17 protein-coding genes are annotated in these 18,172 nt (G+C 71.6%); 10 read left to right on the top strand and 7 right to left on the bottom strand.

Going from position 1 to position 18,172, the window contains the following annotated elements; translation table 11 throughout:
* Nucleotide 1: 1 nt before the first annotated feature.
* Nucleotides 2–2,224: an aminotransferase class III-fold pyridoxal phosphate-dependent enzyme gene (locus LPA41_RS31645; RefSeq protein WP_229074729.1), complete on the bottom strand. Its 2,223-nt coding sequence runs from the start codon at nt 2,222–2,224 to the stop codon at nt 2–4.
* A 125-nt stretch (nt 2,225–2,349) separates the two neighbouring features.
* Here LPA41_RS31645 and LPA41_RS31640 point away from each other — a divergent pair, with 125 nt between their 5' ends.
* From LPA41_RS31640 to LPA41_RS31615, 6 genes are all read left to right on the top strand, one after another.
* On the top strand, nt 2,350–3,564 hold the full coding sequence (locus LPA41_RS31640) for a helix-turn-helix domain-containing protein (RefSeq protein WP_229074728.1): 1,215 nt from the start codon (nt 2,350–2,352) through the stop codon (nt 3,562–3,564).
* Between the two features lie 10 nt (nt 3,565–3,574).
* Entirely contained in the window at nt 3,575–4,687 is a 1,113-nt protein-coding gene (locus tag LPA41_RS31635; protein WP_229074726.1) for an FAD-dependent monooxygenase, read from the top strand.
* A 151-nt stretch (nt 4,688–4,838) separates the two neighbouring features.
* Nucleotides 4,839–6,755 (top strand): sensor domain-containing diguanylate cyclase, encoded by a 1,917-nt coding sequence (locus tag LPA41_RS31630; RefSeq protein ID WP_229074725.1) that lies wholly within the window; start codon nt 4,839–4,841, stop codon nt 6,753–6,755.
* Between the two features lie 73 nt (nt 6,756–6,828).
* Nucleotides 6,829–8,019: a cytochrome P450 gene (locus LPA41_RS31625; protein ID WP_229074723.1), complete on the top strand. Its 1,191-nt coding sequence runs from the start codon at nt 6,829–6,831 to the stop codon at nt 8,017–8,019.
* Nucleotides 8,016–8,210: a ferredoxin gene (locus tag LPA41_RS31620; protein ID WP_374238232.1), complete on the top strand. Its 195-nt coding sequence runs from the start codon at nt 8,016–8,018 to the stop codon at nt 8,208–8,210. The genes LPA41_RS31625 and LPA41_RS31620 overlap by 4 nt, the downstream gene beginning before the upstream one ends.
* A gap of 61 nt (nt 8,211–8,271) precedes the next feature.
* Nucleotides 8,272–8,637, top strand: a complete 366-nt coding sequence (locus tag LPA41_RS31615) for a DUF2203 domain-containing protein (protein ID WP_229074722.1) — start codon at nt 8,272–8,274, stop codon at nt 8,635–8,637.
* Between the two features lie 34 nt (nt 8,638–8,671).
* Here LPA41_RS31615 and LPA41_RS31610 read toward each other — a convergent pair whose 3' ends face one another.
* Complete coding sequence (locus LPA41_RS31610; protein WP_229074719.1) at nt 8,672–9,193, bottom strand: alpha/beta hydrolase; 522 nt, start codon at nt 9,191–9,193, stop codon at nt 8,672–8,674.
* Nucleotides 9,194–9,296: 103 nt separating this feature from the next.
* Between LPA41_RS31610 and LPA41_RS31605 the strand changes: the two genes are divergently transcribed.
* Together LPA41_RS31605 and LPA41_RS31600 are read left to right on the top strand one after the other, a co-directional pair.
* Nucleotides 9,297–10,166: a family 43 glycosylhydrolase gene (locus LPA41_RS31605; protein ID WP_229074718.1), complete on the top strand. Its 870-nt coding sequence runs from the start codon at nt 9,297–9,299 to the stop codon at nt 10,164–10,166.
* A 54-nt stretch (nt 10,167–10,220) separates the two neighbouring features.
* Nucleotides 10,221–10,598 (top strand): YccF domain-containing protein, encoded by a 378-nt coding sequence (locus LPA41_RS31600; RefSeq protein ID WP_229074717.1) that lies wholly within the window; start codon nt 10,221–10,223, stop codon nt 10,596–10,598.
* A 54-nt stretch (nt 10,599–10,652) separates the two neighbouring features.
* Here LPA41_RS31600 and idi read toward each other — a convergent pair whose 3' ends face one another.
* A complete protein-coding gene (gene idi, locus LPA41_RS31595) occupies nt 10,653–11,264 on the bottom strand; it encodes an isopentenyl-diphosphate Delta-isomerase (RefSeq protein WP_229074716.1) in 612 nt (203 codons plus the stop codon).
* A 478-nt stretch (nt 11,265–11,742) separates the two neighbouring features.
* Between idi and LPA41_RS31590 the strand changes: the two genes are divergently transcribed.
* Both LPA41_RS31590 and LPA41_RS31585 read left to right on the top strand, forming a co-directional pair.
* The gene (locus LPA41_RS31590) at nt 11,743–12,762 is read left to right on the top strand and encodes a tryptophan dimethylallyltransferase family protein (RefSeq protein ID WP_229074712.1); all 1,020 of its coding nucleotides are present in this window, start codon (nt 11,743–11,745) and stop codon (nt 12,760–12,762) included.
* A gap of 9 nt (nt 12,763–12,771) precedes the next feature.
* Entirely contained in the window at nt 12,772–14,154 is a 1,383-nt protein-coding gene (locus LPA41_RS31585) for a tryptophanase (protein ID WP_229074711.1), read from the top strand.
* A gap of 102 nt (nt 14,155–14,256) precedes the next feature.
* Here the strand turns inward: LPA41_RS31585 and LPA41_RS31580 are convergent, their stop codons facing one another.
* From LPA41_RS31580 to LPA41_RS31565, 4 genes are read right to left on the bottom strand one after another with little or no spacing between them, the layout of a single operon-like run.
* Nucleotides 14,257–14,811: an ATP/GTP-binding protein gene (locus LPA41_RS31580; RefSeq protein WP_229074709.1), complete on the bottom strand. Its 555-nt coding sequence runs from the start codon at nt 14,809–14,811 to the stop codon at nt 14,257–14,259.
* A gap of 43 nt (nt 14,812–14,854) precedes the next feature.
* Nucleotides 14,855–15,220: a DUF742 domain-containing protein gene (locus LPA41_RS31575; protein ID WP_229074707.1), complete on the bottom strand. Its 366-nt coding sequence runs from the start codon at nt 15,218–15,220 to the stop codon at nt 14,855–14,857.
* Nucleotides 15,210–15,611 carry a roadblock/LC7 domain-containing protein gene (locus LPA41_RS31570; protein WP_229074705.1) on the bottom strand — a complete coding sequence of 134 codons (402 nt, stop codon included), beginning with the start codon at nt 15,609–15,611 and terminating at the stop codon, nt 15,210–15,212. The genes LPA41_RS31575 and LPA41_RS31570 overlap by 11 nt, the downstream gene beginning before the upstream one ends.
* Complete coding sequence (locus LPA41_RS31565) at nt 15,608–18,034, bottom strand: nitrate- and nitrite sensing domain-containing protein (protein ID WP_229074703.1); 2,427 nt, start codon at nt 18,032–18,034, stop codon at nt 15,608–15,610. Before LPA41_RS31565 ends, LPA41_RS31570 begins: the two co-directional genes overlap by 4 nt.
* Between the last annotated feature and the right edge of the window lie 138 nt (nt 18,035–18,172).

Genomic DNA, 18,172 nt, shown 5'->3' with positions numbered 1-18,172 from the left:
CTCAGACCCCCTCGACCAACGCGAAGACCTGGTCGAACCGGGACAGGGCGTCGTCGATGACCTCGTCGGTGTCGGCCATCGAGGTGTACATCCGGGAGCCGGCGAGGGTGATGATGCCGTGTGCGGCGTACGCGGCGCCCATCTGCTCCATCAGGGTTTTGCGGCCCTTGTTCTCCTTGAGCAGTTTCACCGGGTTGCGCATGTCGAGCAGCATCACGCCGCTGCTCTCCAGGTGGACGATGGAGCCCTGGTTGTACGCGACGTACGGCAGCCCGTACTTGTCGATCAGCCGTTGCAGTCCCCGGGTGAGCCGGTCGCCGGCGCGCCCCGCGATGACCGGCGCGTTGGTCCGGGCCATCTCCTGGATCGCGAAGTACCCGGCCGCGCAGGACAGCGGGTTCGCCGACAGGGTGCCGCCGACCTGGATGTGGGCGCCGCTCTTGCCGTCGAGCCCGGAGCCGAAGACGCTCATCACGTCGGCCCGCCCGCCGACGCCGCCGGCCATCGGGTACCCGCCGGAGACGGCTTTGCCGAAGACGGTCAGGTCGGGGGTGACACCGAAGTACCCGGCCGCGCCGCCCAGCCCGGTCCGGAAACCGGTGACGACCTCGTCGAAGACGAGCAGGGTGCCGAACTCGTCGCAGAGTTCGCGGACTGCGGCGTTGTAGCCGTGCGGCACGGGCCGGGTGCCGGATTCCGGCCCGAGCGGCTCGACGATCACGGCCGCGGTGCCGCCGCGCGCCCGGTTCTCGATCAGCTTGCGCCGCAAGATGCCGAGGTCGTGCGGGAACGCTTCGCGGGTGCGTCCGGTCGCGCCCCACGGGATGCCTTTGGCGTTCATCCGGAAGGTGCCGGGCACCCGCAGCCCGTACACCATGGTGTCGGACCAGCCGTGGTAGGCGCCGCCGACCTTGATGACCATCTTCTTGCCGGTGTGCGCGCGGGCCGCCCGGACCGCGGCCATCACGGATTCGGTGCCGGAACCGAGGGACCGGTACATCTCGATGTGCGGCATGTACCGGTTGATGATCTCGGCGAGTTTGAGCTCGTACTCGTGGAAGAGGCCGGTGACCGGGCCGCTCTCCTTGATCACCGCGGCGACCTGCTCGTTGACGGGGCCGTAGTTGCTGCCCAGGATCGTCGGGCCGCCCGCCTGCAGGAAGTCGATGTAGACGTTGCCGTCCCGGTCGGTCAGGTAGGCGCCCTCGGCCTTCTCGATCGCCAGCGGGAACGGGTAGTTGAAGGCCAGGTTGTGCTGCACCCCGCCGGGAATCCGCTTCCGGGCCCGCTCGGTGATCTCCTTGCTGGCCGTGCACTTGGTCTCGAAGTAGTTGAGCACGTCGAGCAGCGCGTCGTGGCGCAGACCGCGCAGGGGCTGGGCGACCAGGGCTTTCAGCCGGCGCATGGTGTCGTCGACGTCGAGGTACTCGGAGATCGAGTAGCCGAGTTCGGCGGACGTGAGCCCCTCGGAGGTCTCGGGCACGTCCGCGACGCTGGGGAGTTCTTCGAGGTCCGGCACCCGGATCGGCTCGACCGCGTCCACGATCTGCGCCGCGATCCGCTTCTCGTCCTTGCGCAGCTTGCTGAAGGCGATCTCCCGGATCGTCGACGGGATCGTGTAGACCTTCCCGGCCTCCGACGTCAGCGCCATCAGGTAGGCGATCGACACCTTCTCCAGCAGCGCCATGTTGAACACCGCGCGGTCCGGGTCGGTGCCCAGCGCCACCACACCGTGGTTGGCGATGATGAACGCGTTGTCGCCGCTCGCCACCTTCTTCTGCACGTTCTTCGCGAGGAAGCCGGTGCCGGACGGCGCGTAGTCGATGATCGCGACTTCCCGGCCGAGGAAGCGCACCTGCTCGTCGGTGAGCGCCGGGATCGGCTTGCGGAGAAAGGCCAGGGCTGACGCGTACGGCTGATGGGTGTGCACGATCGCGTTGACGTCGGGCCGTTCGCGGTAGATGTTCGCGTGCATCCCGCACTCGATCGACGGCACCAGCCCGCCCGCACCACCGGGGTCCGGCACGTGTTTGCCGGTGAAGTCGACGATGCAGACGTCCTCGTCGCGCATCTTGTCGTAGTCGTAGTTGCTCGGCGTGACCGCGTACAGCTCGTGGCCCGGGATGCGCACCGAGACGTTGCCCTCGGTCGCCTTGAGGTATCCGCGTTTGAGCATCGTCCGGCACATGTCGACCACGTGGCGGCGGGACAGCTGATGTTTCACGGCGGGTCCGATCGGAGGTGGGCGGTGTGACTGCTGTCATCGTCGTCGCGACCGGGGCGCACTTCACCGTTCCCGCACCAGCAAGAAGCGGCCGGACCTTTATCACCGGGTGACAAGATTGCACTGTGGACACCCCCTGGCAGCGCCTGCCCACCGACCTGGCGGCCGCGATGCGTCCCCGGCTGCCCCGCACGGTGGACGCGATCGCGGGTGCGGTGGGGCGGGCGGCGCACGAGTACACCGAGACCGGCGGGGCGAAGTTCGAGCGCGACGTGCGTACCGCGGTGCGGGTCGCGCTGGACCGGTTCCTCGACCTCGCCGGCACCGGCGAACCGGCGTTGCCGCCACCGATCCGGGAGGTGTTCGTGGCGCTCGGCGCCGCCGAGGCCCGGGAGAACCGGGGGCCGGAGATGTTGCTGGCCGCGCTGCGCACCGCGGCCCGGCAGATGCTGCGGACCGCCTCCGAGTCGCTGGCGGCGCAGCGGCCCGTCACTGTCGACGAGCTGATCGACCTGGCCGACGCGACAAGCGCGTACGCCGACGAACTCGCCGCGGCCTGCACCGACGGCCTGGCCCGGCAGCTGCGTGAACAGGCCGGCGAAGGCGACCGCCGGCGCCGGCAGGTGGCCGACCTGCTGCTGCGCGGCGGCGCGTCCCCGGACGTGGTGCGCGACGCGGTGGCCGGGATCGGCTGGCCGCGTCTGGACGTGGTGGTCCCGGTGCTGCTGCCGCCGGACCAGGCCCGGGACGCGCGGTTCCGGTTCGGCCCGGACGGGGTGGTCGCCGAACGCGGCCGGGACGCCGTCCTGCTGCTGCGGGCCGGGCCGCGCGCCGAGCGGGCCGCGCTCACCGAGGCCCTGCACGGCCGGGGCGCGGTGGTCGGACCGGCGCTGGGCTGGGCCGAGGTTCCGGAAGCGGTCCGCCTCGCCGAACGGACCGCCGACCTGCTCCGGTCCGGCAGCGACGCGCCGGCGGGGGCCGGCGCCGGGCGGGCGGCAGGTCCGGCGGGGGCAGGCGGTGCGGGGCCGGTCTTCGCCGCCGATCACTTGCCGGCGCTCGCGCTGCGCGGTGAGACGGGTGCGCTGGCGGTGCTGGCCGCGCACCGCCTGGCACCGCTGGCGAACCTGCGCAGCGGCCAGCGCGAGCAGCTGCTGGGCACTTTGGAGAGCTGGCTGCGGCACTGGGGTTCGCGGACGGCGGTGGCGGCCGAGCTGTTCGTGCACCCGCAAACGGTCAGTTACCGCCTGAACCGGCTCCGTGACCTGCTCGGTGACGACCTGGACGACCCGGCGGCCCGCTTCGAGCTGCTGCTGGTCCTCGCCCACCGCCGCTTGCCCTAGAATCTCCGAAATGGACGAATCTGTTCTCGTGGTGGGCGCCGGGATCGCCGGGCTGGCGCTGGCCCGGGCGTTGCGGGACCGCGGCGTGCCGGTGGAGATCGCCGAGCGCGGTGGCAGCGGCACCGGTGGGCTCGCGGTCAACCTGCCCGGCAACGCGATCACCGCGCTCACCGCCCTCGGCGTCGGTGACGGGCTGCGGCGCCTGGGGCGGCCCACGCGCCGCCGGGAGTACCGGTCGGTGCGGGACCGGCTGCTCTTCGAGGTGGACGAGGACGAGTTCTGGGGTGCGGGGGCGCAGCCGCGATGCGTACGCCGCAAAGATCTTCTGGCCCTCCTCGGCGACGGCCTGGACGTGCCGCTGCGCTCGCCCGCCGCCGTGCGCGAAGTGCGCCCGGCACCGGCGGGCGCGGAGGTGATCTTCGATTCCGGCGAGCGGCGGGAGTACGGGTTCGTCGTCGGCGCCGACGGCGTCCGGTCCGTCGTCCGGGCGAGCCTGCCCGGCGCCGCGAGCACCCGGCAGTCGCTGCTCAGCGCGGCGAGCTGGCGGTTCATGGCACCGAACCCGGGCGTCGCCTGCTGGACGGTGTGGTCCGGCGCGGGCGGCGCGTTCCTGCTGATCCCGGTGGACGAGCACGAGGTGTACGGGTACGCGTCCGGCCTCGGCGGCGGCACCGTCGGCGCGGATCCGGGCTGGCTGCACGCCACGTTCCGCGACTACCCGGCGCCGGTCCGGGCCGTCCTGGACAGCGTCGCCAAGGATCCCGCGTCGCTGCACCATTCGCCGATCGAGGAGGTGCGTGCCGGTTCCTGGGCGTCCGGCCGCCGCGTCCTGATCGGCGACGCCGCGCACGCGACCGCCCCGGTCTGGGCGCAGGGCGCGGCCCTCGCCGTCGAGGACGCGCTGGTGCTGGCGAACCTGCTGGCCGGCGGCGACCGGGATGCCGCCGGTGCCCGGTTCGAGGCGAAGCGGCGGGCCCGGGTCGCCCACGTGCAGACGGCCACCGACCGCTTCTCCCGGGCCGCCGGTCTGCCCACCTGGCTGCGCGACCCGCTGATGCCGATGATCGGGCCGCGCACCTACCACGGCGCCTACGCCTCGCTGCGCACCCTCGACCTGAGCTGACGCGCCCGGCCGGCGCGTGTCCTGGACCGCGCGTGTCCCGGACGGCGCGGGCACCCGCGGATTTCCGGCCCGGCGACGGCGGAACCTGACGTCGGGGATCAGTTTCGCCGGATAATGACCGACATGCGTTGAGGCGACGGAAGGGACTGCCTTGAGCGCCGGTCAGCGGGGGGAGCGCGGCGGTGTGCACCGCCTGTTCGGCGCGCCCGCCGACGACCGTGCCCGATCCGGCGACCGGGCCGCGATCCGCTGGATGCGGGGCGCGTTCGCGATGTTCTACGTGCTGGTCGGCATCACCAACTTCGTGACCCTCGACGGGTACGCCCGGGACGCCACCACCCTGCTCGCCCTGATCACCGCCGGCCTGCTCGGACTGGCCGCGCTCCCGTGGTGGGTCCGGGCCGACCGCGGTGATCACCTCGGGTACGTCCCGGTGCTGGTCAGCCTGGCCCAGATCACCCTCACCGAACAGATCCACTACACCAGCACGCTGATGCTCACGCTCGTCGGCATCGGGGCGGCGGTGCGTTTGCGGCGTACCCTCGTCGTGTCCTTGGTCCTGGGCTGCGCGGGCTGGGCCGCCGCCGTGGTCTGGTTGCCCGCGCTCCGCACCGGCGAGCTCGGTCATTACGCGGTGCAGCTCGCCATCTCGGCGATGGTCGCCGGGATCCTGCACGAGTCGCTGCGCCGGCGGCAACGGCAGCTGCGGATCGCCCGGGACCGGGTCGCCGAGGTCGCCGACCGGTTCGGCAGCCTCTTCCACGCCTCCCCGTCCGGGGTCGCCATCGCCGGCGGCGACCATGTGCTCGTCGCCGTGAACCAGGCCTTCTGCGATCTGGTCGGCCGCGGCGAACCGGAGCTGATCGGTTCCGGCAGCGCGGAGCTGGAGGCGCTGGCCGGCATCGAGACCCGGTACGTGCGCCCGGACGGCACCGCCCGCTGGGTGTGGCCGACCGTCGGCCGCAGCTCCCAGTGGATCCTGATCCAGCTCCAGGACGTCACCGACCGGCACCTGGCGCAGGAGGCGGCCCGCGACTCGGACCGGCTGCTGGCCGCGGTCTCGGCCACCGCCCGCCGGATCCGGACCGGCGAGGACGCCCGCAGCACGATCATCGGGGCGGTCCGTGAGCTGGCCGAGGCGGACAGTGTCAGCCTGATGGAACCGCTCAACGCGCAGGCCCTGGTGGTCACCGGTGCGAACGGCGCGCAGGTGGTGGGCACCCGGATACCGCTGGACGGCAGCTCGATGTCGGCCCGGGTCTACGGCGACGGGCAGCCGATCTTCCTGCCCGACGCGACCCAGGACCCGCGCGTCTCCCCGGCCCTGCTGAAACTGGTCCAGGGCCGGTCGATGCTGTGGCAGCCGGTGATCGCCGGCGGCGTCGTGGTGGCCGTGCTGGTGGTCGGCTGGACCCGGCTCGTCGCCTCGGTCGGCGACCATCGGGCCCGTGCCGTCGCGATGCTCGCCGACGAGACCGCGCTCGCCCTGGAGCACGAGCGGCTGCTGCGCCGCCTCGAGCAGATGGCGTTCACCGACACGCTGACCGGGCTGCCCAACCGGCGGGCCTGGCAGGAGCGGCTGGCCGCGCTGTTCACCCAGGCCGGCCGATCTCCCGATCGGCCCGCGCCGGACCGGACCGGGGCGCTCACCGTGGCGAGGCCCGAGCCGGGCCGGGCCTGGCCGCTCACCGTGGCGATCGCCGACCTGGACCGGTTCAAGCGCTACAACGACACCCACGGTCACCCGGCCGGCGACGAGCTGCTGCAGCGGGCGGCCCTGGCCTTCGCCGCCGAGCTCGGCGGCGACGACGTGATCGCCCGCTGGGGCGGTGAGGAGTTCGTGATCGCGCTGCCCGGGCGGTCCGGGCCGGCGGCCCGGGAGGTGCTGGACCGGGTGCGCCGGGCCACGCCGGACGCGGAGACGTGCAGCATCGGGTACGCCGTCTGGGACGGCGTGGAATCCGCGGAACGGCTGCTGGAGCGGGCCGATGCCGCGCTCTACGCCGCGAAGGACGGCGGCCGGGACGCGGTGCACGGCGCGCCGGAGTGTGCCTCTCTGCGTCCGTGAGCGATCGATGCGTTGTGCACCGGAGCGGGCCGCCATAGATTGACGGAAATCACTGTCTTGCGAGGGGGCCGTCATGGACGCCGACCTACCGGAGTACCCGTTCACGCAGCCCACCGCCCTGGAACCGCCCCCGGAGTGGGAGGACCTGCGCGACCGCTGCCCGGTCGCCGACATCCGGCTGGCGAGCGGCGACCGGGCGCTGCTGCTGACCCGGCACGCGGACGTGCGCCAGGTCCTCGGCGACCCCCGGTTCACCCGGCAGCTCGACGCCGACGGCGCGGCCCGGGTCACCGCCCAGGAGTCCGGCGGGGTGTTCGGCTCCGAGCAGTCCGCGATGACACCGACCGGCGAGGCGCACCAGCAGTGGCGGCGCCTGGTCGGCCGGTACTTCACCGCGCGCCGGATGACCGCGATGCAGCCCCGGATGGCCGCGATGGCGGGGTCGCTGATCGACGGCCTGGTCGCCGGGGGACCGCCCGCGGACCTGGTGAAAGGCTTCGCGTTCCCGCTGCCGGTCTGGGTGATCTGCGACCTGCTCGGGGTGCCGGACAGCGACCGGGACCGGTTCTCCCACTGGTCTGACACGATGCTCAGCCTCACCCGGTACACCCAGGACGAGATCGACGCCGCGCAGCTCGAGTTCGGCGAATACCTCTGGGCGCACATCGAGGCCAAGCGGGCGGGCCCCGGCGACGACCTGATAAGTGATCTCACCGCGGGTGGCGAACTCTCCCCGATCGAACTGATCGGCACCGCGCAGGGCCTGCTGATCGCCGGGCACGAGACCACCGCCAACATGATCGGCAAGATGGTGGCGATGCTGCTCGCCGACCGGTCCCGCTGGGAGCGGCTGCTCGCCGAACCGGCCCTGGTGCGTACCGCCGTGGAAGAGGTTCTGCGGTTCGACGCCAACCCGGGGTTCGGGATGCCGCGCTACATCACCGAGGACACCGTGGTCGGCGACGTGAAACTGACCGCCGGCAGCACCGTGATCAGCAGCATGGCGGCGGCTAACCGGGATGCCACCGCGTTCGAGCGGCCCGCCGAGATGGACCTGACCCGGACACCGAACCCGCACCTCGCGTTCGGTGCCGGACCGCACTCCTGCATCGGGCAGGCGCTGGCGCGCACCGAGCTGCAGACCGCGCTCACCGTCCTGCTGGACCGGCTGCCCGGCCTGCGCCTCGCCGGTCCCGCCGCGGACCTGCCGCGCCGCGAAGGACTGATCATCGGCGGCCTGGAGCGGGTCGTGGTGACCTGGTGAAGGTTGGCGTGGACCGGGAGAAGTGCTGCGGGGCCGGTCAGTGCGTGCTGCTCGCGCCGGCCGTCTTCGACCAGGGCGAGGACGACGGCATCGTGCTCCTGCTCCGGCCGGAACCCGGCGAACCCGACCGGGCGGCGGTGGCGGAGGCGGCCGCCGTCTGCCCGACCGGGGCCATCTCGATATCGCGTTGAGCGTCCCTCGCCCGTGAACCTGATCGCCGGGGCCGGTGGGCCGGGTGACAGACTTCCGGGCATGGGCTTGTTCACGGTGGCGCAGGCGCGGGTCGAGGTGGAGCGGCTGCGCCCGGTGCTCGACGAGATCGTGGTCGTCCGTGCCGACCTGGTCGAGCTCACCGCCGCGCTGACCCCCGGCGGTGCGCCGACCGGCCTGGGCGGGCTGCCGGAGCGCAAGGCCGCCGAGGCCCGCCTCAACGAGTTGATGACCGAGGTGCAGCAGACCGGCGCGGAGCTCAAGGGCGTCGCGCCGCTGCTCGTCGACTTCCCCGCCGACCTGGACGGCGTGCCGGTGCTGCTCTGCTGGCTGGAGGGCGACGCCGCGCTGACCTGGTACCACCGGGCCGACCTGGGCTTCGCCGGTCGCCGCCGGCTACCGGACTGACCCGCCCCAGCCCGGCCTCACCCACCCGGCCGCCTCACCCCGCCAGGCGCGCGATTTCCCGGGCCACCGCGTCCGGGTCGACCAGCTGGTGCAGGTGCCGGCCCGGCAGGTGCGAGACCTGCCAGCCGCGCTCGCGCGCGTCCTCGGCGACCCGGTCGTACGGTGCCCCGAACAGCAGATAGCCCAGGCGGATCCCGTCGTCCCACCCCGGCGGCACCGCGACCACCTGCTCGTAGTAGCTGAGCGGCAGCTCCGGCTCCTCCCCGGTGACGGCCTGCCGCGTCCGGGCGTCCGGGAACATCGGCGCCACCTCGCTCTCGTCGAACCACGTGGTCCACGGCGGGAGCCGCCCCGCGGTGGCCAGCCCCCGCAGGAACGCCAGCCGCTCGGGGGTGGCGACCGCGGTGGGCCCGTCGCGCGCCTCCGGCGCGAACGGGGGACCGGCGTCACCGATTCCCCGCAGCGACGGCGTGCTCGACCGGTCGAGGCGTTCCGCGACGGGCGCCCACGTGGCGGGGCCGGCGGCGGGGCTGTGCACGAGAACGTGGACGGTCACCCGCCGATCCTCCCAGCCCGGCCGCGCGTGACGTGTACAAGGCATTGACAGTCATCTTGTTATCGTTAACATGAACGAAACACGAGATCGAAGGGACCCCCCGATGCCCTGGAAACTCGTACGATTCGTTGCCGTGTTGGCGCTCGCCACCTTCGCCGGTCTGGTCGCCATGCACGCCCATCCCGCCTCGGCGGCCACCACCCTGGTCTACACCACCTTCAAGGGCGACGCCGCCGCCGACCAAGAACTCTGGGTCTACCAGTCGACCAACGGCGGCACCAGCTACAACGTCCTGTCCGACACCAATTTCCGCGGTCCGACAGGTGTGCTGCGCGACCCGAGCATCCTCAAGCACAACGGGCGCTACTACATCGCGTACACCGTGCGCTCCTGGACCACGAACTCCACCTACTTCAACATCGCGACGAGCACCAACCTGACCTCCTGGTCGAACGTCGCGAGCGTGAACGCCGGCATCGCGGGCGCCAACTACACCTGGGCGCCGGAGTTCTACGTCGAGAACGGTGTCGTCCGGATCATCGCGAGCGTCGCGTCCACGGCCTGCGCGTGGTGCTTCCGGCCGTACGTCTACACCGCCCAGAACAGCGCGCTGACCAGCTGGTCCGCCCCGGCGCAGATGTGGGGCCTGGGCACCAACCACATCGACACCTACGTGGTGAGGTCGGGCGGCACGTGGCACGCGTTCACCAAGAACGAGACCACGAAGTACATCGAGCACTGGACCACCACGGCCAACCTGTACGAGGGCTGGGTGAACCGGGGCACGCTCTGGGCCAGCGGGTACGAGGGCCCGTCGCTGGTCCGGCTCGACGACGGCCGCTGGCGGATCTACGTCGACAAGTACACCAACGGCGGCGTATGGACCGCGACCAGCTCCGACCTCAACACCTGGACCGGCCTCAGCGCCGTCGGCTGCGCCGGCTGCCGGCACGGCACCGCGATCATCCGCTGACCGCCGATCCCCTGACGGGCCTGCAGGGTGGCGCGGGTGCGTCACCCTGTAGAGGTGATCCGCTTGATCCTCAACGTGCTCTGGTTCATCTTCTTCGGGTGGGCGCTCGCCCTGGCGTACGCGCTGGCCGCCCTGATCAGCTTCCTGCTCGTCGTCACCATCCCGTTCGGCGTGGCCGCGCTGCGCCTGGCCGTCTACTCCGCCTGGCCGTTCGGCCGCACGATCGTCGACGACCCGCACGCCGGTGTCGCCTCCGGCCTCGCGAACATTCTCTGGCTGGTCCTGTTCGGCTGGTGGATCGCGCTCGGCCACATCGCGGCGGGCATCGCCCAGTGCGTGACGATCATCGGGATCCCGTTCGGCATCGCCAACTTCAAGCTGGTGCCGGCGGCGCTCTGGCCGCTCGGGCGGGACATCGTCACCCTGGACTGAGCTCACCCTGGACTGAGCGAGGTTGATCCGGAGCGGCGCTGCCGCTCCGGACAACTACCGCGAGGCCGGTTGCCCGGGCCGGCCGGCCGGCTCCGCGGCGCGGGCGGCCGGGGGCAGGTCGGCGGGGTCGCCCGCCGGCCACCGGGCGGGGTCGGCGCCGAGCCCGGTGAGCTCCTCGATCTGCAGCCGGCACCACGGGGAGAACGTGATGCCGTCGCCCGAGGCGGAGCCGACGAACTCGACCCACGGCACCCACCGGACGGCCTCGACCTCGTCCGGGTTGGGCGCGGGCTCGGAGCCGGCCGTCGCATAGAAGACCGGGCACATCTCGTTCTCCACGACGTCGTCCAGTTCGGCGCGGTAGCGGAACGCCGGCCGGACCAGTCGCACCTCGTCCAGCGTCATCCCGAGCTCGTGGGCGGCGCGCCGGCGGACCGCGTCGGCGATGGCCTCGCCCTGCGCCGGGTGGCCGCACACGCTGTTGGTCCAGATCCCCGGCCAGGTCTTCTTGCTCAGCGCCCGCTGCGAGACGAGAAAACGGCCTGCGGAATCGAATATGTAACAGGAGAACGCTAGGTGAAGCGGCGTGGAATCGGTGTGGACCGTTCCTTTGTCCGCCAGCCCGGTGGCGTTGCCGGATTCGTCGAGCAGAATGACATGTTCCACGGTGCTACCTGTTCCGGGCTCGCAGTTGCAGGAAAGGGTCGATGCCCAGAAACGCTCGGCCAGGAAAGGTTACCGAGCCGGCACAAGATCCGCCAGCAACGCAGAGTAATAGTCGGACACAGTAGAGCGTGACCGGTTCTGACCGTTGCGTCCCAACGCGTCACGGAACACCGGGCGCCTCTTCGAAGATCATCTATCGCGTACTCTCCGTGCATTCCGGCCCTTTATCGGGGCTGCCCCGGAAAGGCGACCTGACCATTGCGGACAGTGACGCAGGTCCATTGTGATCTTTGTCGCACTCGACTAAACGAGTTGATCCAAATAACTATTGGCGACAGAAAACAGGATGGTCGGCCGCGGGGGGGGGTCGGGCGACCGGGCGGCCGGCGGCTGCCGGAAAACAGGGGTCGTGATGCAGGGCTTGACCGTTTTAGATCGCCTTGGCAGCCAGTTGCGCCGTCTCTGTGACGTCGTCGGGATGGACCCCGAGGCACCGTTGCGACTGCTCACCGAACTGCTCGGGGAACACGGCTCGCGGCCGTTGACCGAGCCACCGGTCTGGCCCTCGGACGTCGCCGACGACCACACCCCGGTCGAGTTCTCGATCGCCTGGAACGAGGGCGAACCGCCGGCGCTGCGCATTCTCGCCGAGGCCTTCGCTCCGGTTCCGTCGGTGCGCGCGAACGCCCTCGCCACCGACGAGTTCCTGCGCGCCCAGGCCGCCCGGTACGGCCTGTCCACCCGGCGGCTCGACGCGATCCGGGACCTGTTCGACACCGCGACGCCGCACGGCGACTTCGTGCTCTGGATCTCCCTGGTCTTCCGCAACGGCCGGCCGCCGGAGTTCAAGGTGTACTTCAACCCCGAGGTGCACGGGCCGGAGCACTCACCCGCCGTGGTGGAACAGGCGCTCGACCGGCTCGGCCTCGCTGAGGCGTACACGAGGATGGTGAGCCACGCCGTCCGCCCGGGTGAGCTCGCCCGCGCGGACCGGCTGACGTTCTTCGCCCTCGACCTGCACGACGGGCCGCAGGCCCGGGTGAAGCTCTACCTCTCGCACCACGACGCGCAGGCCGGCGACGTGGCCCGGGCCGCCGCCGTCGTCGACGGCGTGGACCCGGAGCTGGTCACCGAGTTCTGTGAGCTGGCCGGCCGTGCCGAACGGTTCACCGGCCGCCCGCTGATCGGCAGCTACACCATCACGCAGGGCGCCGAGCGGCCCAACGGCTACAGCGTCTACGTGCCGATCCGCAGCTACGTCGGCGACGACCGGGAAGCCCGCGAACGGGTCCTGCCGATGCTCGCCCGCTACCGCTTCGACCCGGCCGTGCTGGACCGCGCGATCGACGCGGTGACCGACCGGCCGCTGGACGACGGCGTCGGACTGATCGCGCACGTGTCCCTGCGGCTCGGACCGCCCCGGCCCGGTATGACCGTCTATCTCTCCGCCGAGGCGTACCAGGTCCAGCCGCCGCGCCCCCTTCCGATGCTCGCTTAAGGAGCCCCGTTGTCCACCATCCCGCTGCCGCCGCCGTACCGGATCAAGGTGGTCGAGCCGATCCCGTTCCTCACTCCGGTTCAGCGCCGGGAAGCCATCGAGGCGGCCGGGTACAACCCGTTCAACCTGCGGTCCGACCAGATCACCGTGGATCTGCTCTCCGACTCCGGCACCGGTGCCACCTCGTCGGCGCAGGAGGCGGCGGCCGCGCAGGGCGACGAGTCGTACGCCGGGGCACGCTCCTGGTTCCGGTTCCGCGACGAGGCCGCCGACCTGACCGGGTACCCGCACCTGCTGCCGGTGCACCAGGGCCGTGCGGGTGAGCGGATCCTCTTCTCCAGCCTGCTGCAGCCCGGCCAGATCTGCGTCAGCAACACCCACTTCGACACCACCCACGCCAACGTCGAGATCGTCGGTGCCGAGCCCCGTGACCTGCCCTGCGCCGAGGCGCTGGACCTGGACAGCCAGGAGCCGTTCAAGGGCAACATCGACCTGGTGGCGCTGGCGGAGACGCTGGCCGGCCCGGACGGCGCGCGCGTCGGCCTGGTCCTCATGACGATCACCAACAACGGGCTCGGCGCGCAGCCGGTCTCGATGGCCAACCTGGAGGCCGTACAGGCCCTCTGCCGGCGCTACCGGGTCCCGTTCTTCCTGGACGCCGCCCGGTTCGCGGAGAACGCGTGGCTGGTCCAGCAGCGCGAGGCGGGGTACCAGGACTGGACGCCGCGGCAGATCGCGACCCGGGCCTTCCAGCTGGCCGACGGCTGCCTGATCAGCCTGAAGAAGGACGGGCTCACCGGGATCGGCGGGTTGATCGGCCTGCGCGACGACGCGCTGTTCGCCCGCTGCGAGGCCAACCTGATCGCCACCGAGGGCTTCTCCACCTACGGCGGGCTCTCCGGCCGGGACCTGGAACGGCTCGCCGTCGGCCTGCGCGAGGTCGTCGACCCCCTGTACCTGGCCGGCCGGGCCGCGCAGACCGCCCGGTTCGCCCAGATGATCAAGGATGGCGGGGTGGACGTCGTCGAACCCGCCGGCGTGCACGCCCTCTACCTGAACGCCGGCCGCCTGCTGCCGCACCTCACCCCGGCCGAGTTCCCCGGGCACTCACTGGGCTGCCAGATGTACCTCGACGGCGGCATCCGATCGGCCGAGCTGGGCTCGCTGTACCTCGGCACGCTCGACGAGTCGCACCGGCTGACCAGCCCGGCGCCGTTCGAGCTGGTGCGGCTGGCGATCCCGCGGCGGGTCTACACCGAGGAGCATTTCGCGTACGTGGCCGCGGTGCTCGCCGGCATCGCCAAGGACCCGGAGCGGATCCGCGGGTACCGGATCGTGTCCGCCCCGGCGTTGTTGCGGCACTTCAAGGTCCGGCTGGCGCCGCTCGGTTGAACGAAGGTCCGGCCGTCGCCGCTCGATTGAAGGAGGCGGTGAACGCTGCCGCCGGCCGGGCCGTCGAGGGGAGCAACCCCCTGACGCCCCGGCCCGGGGCCGTCAGGCCGCCTGTGGCAGCCGGGACATCGCGTGCCGGACCAGGGCGATCAGCGCGAGCTTGCTCGACAGCCGATCGCGGGCGTCCAGCCAGACCAGGGGGACGTCGGTGCCGAGTTCGAGGGCGGAGCGGATCTCGTCGTCGGTGTAGGCGCACTCGCCGAAGAAGCGGTTCACGGCGGCGACGAAGGGCAGGCCCCGGCGTTCGAAGTAGTCGATCGCCGGGAAGCTGCTGTCGAGGCGCCGGGTGTCGACGAGGACGATCGCGCCGACCGCGCCCTGGGCGAGTTCGTCCCACATGAACCAGAAGCGGTCCTGGCCGGGGGTGCCGAACAGGTACAGCACCACGTCCGGGCTTATCGTGATGCGGCCGAAGTCCAGCGCGACCGTCGTGTGGGTCTTGGATTCGACCCCGGTCACGTCGTCGATGCCCACGCTGGCCTCGGTGAGGAGTTCCTCGGTGGTCAGCGGCGGTATCTCGCTGACCGAGCTGACCAAGGTCGTCTTGCCGGTGCCGAAGCCACCCGCGACGACGATCTTGACCGATGTGCGATTCACGGTGAACCCCTATTTCACGAAAAGTCCGAAAATTTTAAGAAGCTCACAACCGCTCCAGCCCGGTCAGCACCGCGTTCAGCAACCGCATGTCCACGACCCGGTCCTGCGCCGGCGAGCCACTGTCCAGGTAGCCCTGCTCCAGCAGCACGTCCACCATCACCTTCACGATGGTCAGCGGGATGTGCAGGTAGGCGCCGAGCTCGGCGATCGAGATCCAGGTCTCGCACCGGCCGAGGATCTGCAGATATTCCGGCTCCAGCCGGCTCGTGTCGACCGGGACCGCGACGACCTGGGTGGCCAGGTCCAGCTTGCTGTCACGCGGGCTGGTCCGTCCGTTGACGAGGATGTACAACGGGACGAACCGGCCGGCCGCCGTCTCGTCGTCGCCGTCCCAGGCCTCACCCGTCATTACTGCGGGCCGGCGCGCTCAGGTAGTCGCCGATGCGGGTGACCAGGCGGCTCACCTCGTACGCGACCATTCCCATGTCGACGTCCTGCTCGCAGAGGACGGCGAGGCGCGCGTTCTGGCCGGCGGCCGCGATGAACAGCGTCTGCTCCTGGAACTCGATCACCACCTGCTGCACCGGCCCGCTCTTGAAGTGGCGGCCGGTGCCGGCGGCGACGCTGTACATCGAGGACGCGCCCGCCGCGAGGATCTCCGCGAGGTCCTGATGCATCGAGGTCGATTTCTGCACGATCAGGCCGTCGGTGGAGAGCACGACCACGGAGACGACCTGCGGCACCTCGACGAGGTCGTCCAGCATCCAGGGGAGGTCGATGGAAGAGGTCGGGTTCGTCATGCGTCCCTGCCTTGCTCGGAGCTGTTGTCGGTTTCGGTGGGGTGGGCCGGTGCCGGCGCGGTCTGCCCCTCGGCCCAGCCGCGCTGGTAACGCGCGAACCGGTTGCGGACCTCGTCGGGGGAGCGGGGCGCGGGCGCCGGGTCGTTCGTCTCGGCCGGGCCGGGCGGAGTCTCCCGCAGACCGGGCGCGAGATGCTGCTGCGGGCGGCGCTGCGGCAGCGGCGGCTTCCCGCCGGCTTGCGGCTTGCCACCGGCTTGCGGCTTGCCACCGGCCTGCGGCTTGCCGCCGGCTTGCGGCTTTGCCGGAGCAGAAGAAGCAGAGGTACGCGTTTCGGTGCTCGCCACCGGCGCGGAGGTTTCCGGGGCGGGCGTGGCGGCGGGCATCGCTGATACCGCCCGTGCCGGTGCGGCCGGGGCGGGCGCCACCGGCCCGGGCTCCGGGTCGAGGACCGCGACGGCGGCCCGTGCCGCCGCCAGCGGGTTCTTCTCCTCACGGGCCGGCGGGACCGCCGCGGTGACGTTCGCCTTGCCGACCGAGGCGCCCAGACCCGCGCTGGTGTCCTCCTCGTTGGCGACCAGCAGCCGGTCCGGCAGCAGCACGATGGCGAGCAGCCCGCCGTAGGCGGAGCGCCGCAGACTGACCTGCAGGCCCTCCCGCTTGGCCAGCTCGGCGACCACGTAGAGGCCGACCTGCGCGCCGTCCTTCAGCTCGGTCACCTCGGGCGTCGGCGCGGTGGCGAGCAGGGCGTTGGCCCGTTCGATGGTCTCGGCGCTCATGCCCACGCCGGCGTCCTCGATCTCCACGGCCACGCCGTGCTGGGCCCGGCTGGACGTCACCCAGACCGTGGTGCCGGGCGGCGAGAAGGCGAGGGCGTTGTCGAGCAGCTCCGCCATCAGGTGGATGACCTCGGCCACGGCGTAGCCGACCAGGGCCACGTCGGTGGCACCGCGCAGGTTGATCCGCTGGTAGTCGCGGGCCTCGGCGAACGAGGCCAGCAGCACCCGGCGCAGCGGCACCGGCTTGGAGAACCGGCGGCCGATCTGCCCACCGGCGAGGATGACCAGGTTCTCCAGGAAGCGGCGGGTCTGGTTGAGCTGGTGATGGATGTCGAAGAGCTGGGTGAGCAGCTTCTCGTCACCGGTCTGGCCCTGCAGGTCCTCGATCACCTTGAGGCCGCGCTGCAGCGGCCGCTGCGGCCGGCGGGCGACACCCATCAGCATCGCGGTACCGGCGGCGCGGGCCTTCGCCTCGTCGACGGCGGCCTCGGCGGCGACCGTCAGCGAGCGGTGGATGACGTCGGCGACCTGGCCGATCTCGTCGCTGCCGTAGTCGGTGGCGGCGAACTCGGTCTCCAGGTCCACGTTCTCGCGCCGGCGCAGCCGTTCCATGACGGCCGGCAGCCGCGTGTCGACGAGCGAGCCGGCGTCCGAGCCGAGGCGGGCCAGGCGGGTGGAGAGCGCGCGGTCGACCAGGACGGCGGAGGAGCGCAGCGCCCAGAAGATGACGCCGATCGCGATGGCGAGCGCCACCAGGCTGCCGACCAGCGCGGTGAGCAGCTGGTTGTTGCCGGTCCGCAGGGTACGGGCGGAGACCTGGTCGGCCTCGTCGATGGTGAGGTCGACAAGGCTCTGCGAGACCGTGCCGGTGACCATCGCCCAGCGGTCCCGGCTCATCGTCACCGACGCCGGTACGCCCTTCTTCCACGCACCGGCCGCGACGATCGAGTTCTCCGCGGCCGAGAGGTTCTGCCAGGCGCTGCTCGCCTCCATGGTCTGCAGCCGCTCGCGGACGGTCGGCTCCAGGTGCGTGCGGATGTTGCTCAGCTCGAACCGGTACGCGCCGACCAGGCGGACGAACTCCAGGTGGTCGGCGCGGCCGAGGCTGCGGGCCGCGAACGCGCCGTCCATCGTGGAGGCGGCCCGCGACATCAGGTCACTGGCCCGGAACATCTCGGTGGCGGTGATGCCGCCCATCGCCGCGGTCGCGTCCGGGGTGATCCGGGCCTGGATGTCGAACATCGTGGTGGCCGCGTCGAGCAGCTCGTTGTAGAAGTCGTACGCACGGGTCGCGGTGGTGGCCCGGGAGTCGATCGCGCTGCGGGTGGCGGGCATCTGGTCGAGGTACCCGGTGAGCGTCTGCCACTGCGCCTTGATCGAGTTCGGCGCGTTGCCGAGCGCGCTGTCGGCGACCCCGCGCAGCTCGGCCAGCTTCTGGTCGGTCAGCTGCCGCTGTTCGAGCAGCGCGTTCTGGTTCGTCGACGGCCTGGCCAGGTAGGCGACGCTGAGCCGCCGTTCCTGCTGGATGTAGGAGAGCGCGGACACGGCCGGGATCGACACGTCACGCACCGAGATGGCCACGGCACGGTTGTAGAAACCCTGGAAGATCAGGTAGCCGGAGGCGGCGAACCAGATCAGCAGGGCCACGACACTGGGGACTAGGACCAGGCGTACGACGCGTCGCTTGATCGACTGCTGACCTCGGGGGCGCCGGGGGGTTGCGGTCGACTGGTCGGCCGGTGTTGGCGCCAACGTTCATCCAATCTGGGCAGCAAGAAGCACCGA

It is taken from the genome of Actinoplanes sp. DH11 (assembly GCF_020873875.1).
Taxonomy (GTDB): domain Bacteria; phylum Actinomycetota; class Actinomycetes; order Mycobacteriales; family Micromonosporaceae; genus Actinoplanes.
The sequence above is the reverse complement of the archived record's forward strand: the minus strand, read 5'-3'. Positions and strand labels throughout refer to the sequence as shown.